At 50.2% G+C, this 5,096-nt stretch carries 1 tRNA gene and 3 rRNA genes; all 4 read right to left on the minus strand.

The features are described 5' to 3' along the window. A 5S ribosomal RNA gene (gene rrf / locus MK370_RS10910) occupies positions 1–116 on the minus strand. 116 nt (positions 117–232) lie between these two features. After that, positions 233–3,132 (minus strand): 23S ribosomal RNA (locus tag MK370_RS10915). Between the two features lie 127 nt (positions 3,133–3,259). After that, a tRNA-Ala gene (locus MK370_RS10920) sits at positions 3,260–3,332 on the minus strand. A gap of 64 nt (positions 3,333–3,396) precedes the next feature. Beyond that, positions 3,397–4,944 (minus strand): 16S ribosomal RNA (locus MK370_RS10925). The 16S, 23S and 5S rRNA genes sit together here with 1 tRNA gene alongside, the layout of an rRNA operon. Positions 4,945–5,096: the final 152 nt, after the last annotated feature.

Consider the following 5,096-nt stretch of genomic DNA (forward strand, 5'->3'; position numbering starts at 1 on the left):
GCTAAGCGACTTCCATATCTCACAGGGGGCAACCCCCAACTACTTCCGGCGTTCTAGGGCTTAACTGCTGTGTTCGGCATGGGTACAGGTGTATCTCCTAGGCTATCGTCACTTAACTATTGAATTAACTTCCCTGTCCTCTCAGACAAGCCTTGTCAACTCAAAATTGAATACAATATCAAATCTCACATTTCTCTAAACCATTCGCTGCACTCTGATGAAGTTCTTATTCTAGGATAAGTCCTCGAGCGATTAGTATTGGTCCGCTCCATTGCTCACACAACTTCCACTCCCAACCTATCAACCTGATCTTCTCTCAGGGCTCTTACTAACTTGCGTTATGGGAAATCTCATCTTGAGGTGGGTTTCACACTTAGATGCTTTCAGCGTTTATCCCTTCCCTACATAGCTACCCAGCGATGCTCTTGGCAGAACAACTGGTACACCAGCGGTAAGTCCACTCTGGTCCTCTCGTACTAGGAGCAGATCCTCTCAAATTTCCTACGCCCGCGACGGATAGGGACCGAACTGTCTCACGACGTTCTGAACCCAGCTCGCGTGCCGCTTTAATGGGCGAACAGCCCAACCCTTGGGACCGACTACAGCCCCAGGATGCGACGAGCCGACATCGAGGTGCCAAACCTCCCCGTCGATGTGAACTCTTGGGGGAGATAAGCCTGTTATCCCCAGGGTAGCTTTTATCCGTTGAGCGATGGCCCTTCCATACGGAACCACCGGATCACTAAGCCCGACTTTCGTCCCTGCTCGAGTTGTAGCTCTCGCAGTCAAGCTCCCTTATACCTTTACACTCTGCGACTGATTTCCAACCAGTCTGAGGGAACCTTTGGGCGCCTCCGTTACCTTTTAGGAGGCGACCGCCCCAGTCAAACTGCCCGTCAGACACTGTCTCCGTAGATGATAAACCTACCGGGTTAGAGTGGCCATAACACAAGGGTAGTATCCCAACAACGCCTCCATCGAAACTGGCGTCCCGATCTCGTAGGCTCCTACCTATCCTGTACATGTGGCACAGACACTCAATATCAAACTGCAGTAAAGCTCCATGGGGTCTTTCCGTCCTGTCGCGGGTAACCTGCATCTTCACAGGTACTAAAATTTCACCGAGTCTCTCGTTGAGACAGTGCCCAAATCATTACGCCTTTCGTGCGGGTCGGAACTTACCCGACAAGGAATTTCGCTACCTTAGGACCGTTATAGTTACGGCCGCCGTTTACTGGGGCTTCAATTCATACCTTCGCGTTACCGCTAAGCACTCCTCTTAACCTTCCAGCACCGGGCAGGCGTCACCCCCTATACATCATCTTACGATTTAGCAGAGAGCTGTGTTTTTGATAAACAGTTGCTTGGGCCTATTCACTGCGGCTGACTTAAGTCAGCACCCCTTCTCCCGAAGTTACGGGGTCATTTTGCCGAGTTCCTTAACGAGAGTTCTCTCGCTCACCTGAGGCTACTCGCCTCGACTACCTGTGTCGGTTTGCGGTACGGGTAGAGTATGATACAACGCTAGAAGCTTTTCTTGGCAGTGTGACATCACTCACTCGCTACTAAACTTCGCTCCCCATCACAGCTCAACGTTAGAGGTATAAGCATTTGACTCATACCACGCCTCACTGCTTAGACGTACATCCATTCGTACGCACGAGTTAGCCTACTGCGTCCCTCCATCACTTCATACTCTAGTACAGGAATCTCAACCTGTTGGCCATCGGATACACCTTTCGGTCTCTCCTTAGGTCCCGACTAACCCAGGGCGGACGAGCCTTCCCCTGGAAACCTTAGTCTTACGGTGGACAGGATTCTCACCTGTCTTGCGCTACTCATACCGGCATTCTCACTTCTATGCATTCCAGCGCTCCTCACGGTACACCTTCGCCACACATAGAACGCTCTCCTACCATACCTATAAAAGGTATCCACAGCTTCGGTAAATTGTTTTAGCCCCGGTACATTTTCGGCGCAGGGTCACTCGACTAGTGAGCTATTACGCACTCTTTGAATGAATAGCTGCTTCTAAGCTAACATCCTAGTTGTCTGTGCAACCCCACATCCTTTTCCACTTAACAATTATTTTGGGACCTTAGCTGGTGGTCTGGGCTGTTTCCCTTTCGACTACGGATCTTAGCACTCGCAGTCTGACTGCCGACCATAATTCATTGGCATTCGGAGTTTATCTGAGATTGGTAATCCGGGATGGACCCCTCACCCAAACAGTGCTCTACCTCCAAGAATCTTGATGTCGACGCTAGCCCTAAAGCTATTTCGGAGAGAACCAGCTATCTCCAAGTTCGTTTGGAATTTCTCCGCTACCCACAAGTCATCCAAGCACTTTTCAACGTGCCCTGGTTCGGTCCTCCAGTGCGTTTTACCGCACCTTCAACCTGCTCATGGGTAGGTCACATGGTTTCGGGTCTACATCATAATACTAAAGCGCCCTATTCAGACTCGGTTTCCCTACGGCTCCGTCTCTTCAACTTAACCTCGCATCATAACGTAACTCGCCGGTTCATTCTACAAAAGGCACGCTCTCACCCATGAACGGGCTCGAACTTATTGTAGGCACACGGTTTCAGGTTCTATTTCACTCCCCTCCCGGGGTGCTTTTCACCTTTCCCTCACGGTACTGGTTCACTATCGGTCACTAGGGAGTATTTAGGGTTGGGAGATGGTCCTCCCAGATTCCGACGGGATTTCACGTGTCCCGCCGTACTCAGGATACTGCTAGGTACAGAATCTATTTAAAATACGAGGCTCTTACTCTCTTTGGCTGACTTTCCCAAGTCATTCTTCTATAAATTCTGAGTCCACATTGCAGTCCTACAACCCCGAAGAGTAAACTCTTCGGTTTGCCCTCCTGCCTCTTCGCTCGCCGCTACTAAGGCAATCGCTTTTGCTTTCTCTTCCTACAGCTACTTAGATGTTTCAGTTCACTGCGTCTTCCTCCTCATTCCCTTAACAGAAATGGGTAACAGGCATCAACCTGTTGGGTTCCCCCATTCGGACACCCCCGGATCGAAGCTTACTTACAGCTCCCCGAGGCATTTCGTCGTTTGTCACGTCCTTCTTCGGCTCCTAGTGCCAAGGCATCCACCGTGCGCCCTTACTAACTTAACCTTATTTTTGACCTTTCAGTCTTAAACTCATTAATATTCACAGCGTTTTTGGTTTATTTTCTTGTTACTATTTGATATTAGTATTCAATTTTCAATGGACAAGTTCTTTATCTAGTAAAACTAGATAATGGAGCCTAGCGGGATCGAACCGCTGACCTCCTGCGTGCAAAGCAGGCGCTCTCCCAGCTGAGCTAAGGCCCCACATAGCCCTCTCAAAACTAAACAAGATCCAAGTGCATTCCGTGTGTCCTTACGGACTCCTTAGAAAGGAGGTGATCCAGCCGCACCTTCCGATACGGCTACCTTGTTACGACTTCACCCCAATCATCTATCCCACCTTAGGCGGCTGGCTCCTTACGGTTACCTCACCGACTTCGGGTGTTACAAACTCTCGTGGTGTGACGGGCGGTGTGTACAAGGCCCGGGAACGTATTCACCGCGGCGTGCTGATCCGCGATTACTAGCGATTCCGACTTCATGTAGGCGAGTTGCAGCCTACAATCCGAACTGAGACTGGCTTTCAGAGATTAGCTTGCCGTCACCGGCTTGCGACTCGTTGTACCAGCCATTGTAGCACGTGTGTAGCCCAGGTCATAAGGGGCATGATGATTTGACGTCATCCCCACCTTCCTCCGGTTTATTACCGGCAGTCTCGCTAGAGTGCCCAACTGAATGATGGCAACTAACAATAGGGGTTGCGCTCGTTGCGGGACTTAACCCAACATCTCACGACACGAGCTGACGACAACCATGCACCACCTGTCACCTCTGTCCCGAAGGAAAACTCTATCTCTAGAGTGGTCAGAGGGATGTCAAGACCTGGTAAGGTTCTTCGCGTTGCTTCGAATTAAACCACATGCTCCACCGCTTGTGCGGGCCCCCGTCAATTCCTTTGAGTTTCAACCTTGCGGTCGTACTCCCCAGGCGGAGTGCTTAATGCGTTAGCTGCGGCACTAAGCCCCGGAAAGGGCCTAACACCTAGCACTCATCGTTTACGGCGTGGACTACCAGGGTATCTAATCCTGTTTGCTCCCCACGCTTTCGAGCCTCAGCGTCAGTTACAGACCAGAGAGCCGCTTTCGCCACCGGTGTTCCTCCATATATCTACGCATTTCACCGCTACACATGGAATTCCACTCTCCCCTTCTGCACTCAAGTTAAACAGTTTCCAAAGCATACTATGGTTAAGCCACAGCCTTTAACTTCAGACTTATCTAACCGCCTGCGCTCGCTTTACGCCCAATAAATCCGGACAACGCTCGGGACCTACGTATTACCGCGGCTGCTGGCACGTAGTTAGCCGTCCCTTTCTGGTAAGATACCGTCACAGTGTGAACTTTCCACTCTCACACCCGTTCTTCTCTTACAACAGAGCTTTACGATCCGAAAACCTTCTTCACTCACGCGGCGTTGCTCGGTCAGGGTTCCCCCCATTGCCGAAGATTCCCTACTGCTGCCTCCCGTAGGAGTCTGGGCCGTGTCTCAGTCCCAGTGTGGCCGATCACCCTCTCAGGTCGGCTATGTATCGTCGCCTTGGTGAGCCGTTACCTCACCAACTAGCTAATACAACGCAGGTCCATCTGGTAGTGATGCAATTGCATCTTTCAATTAATTATCATGCGATATTCAATATCATGCGGTATTAGCTATCGTTTCCAATAGTTATCCCCCGCTACCAGGCAGGTTACCTACGCGTTACTCACCCGTTCGCAACTCATCCAAGAAGAGCAAGCTCCTCTCTTCAGCGTTCTACTTGCATGTATTAGGCACGCCGCCAGCGTTCGTCCTGAGCCAGGATCAAACTCTCATTAAAAAGTTTGAGTTCGCACTCATTACTGTCCACTGACAGATTTATTTTCGTTTTTTGACAGGTTACATATCTCTATGTCACCCTGCACTTGGTTCGTCTTGTTCAGTTTTCAAAGGGCTTTGTCTTTCGCGACAACTATATTAGTATATCACCTA

Origin of the sequence: Streptococcus sanguinis, from assembly GCF_026781265.1 — a bacterium.
Taxonomy (GTDB): domain Bacteria; phylum Bacillota; class Bacilli; order Lactobacillales; family Streptococcaceae; genus Streptococcus; species Streptococcus sanguinis_T.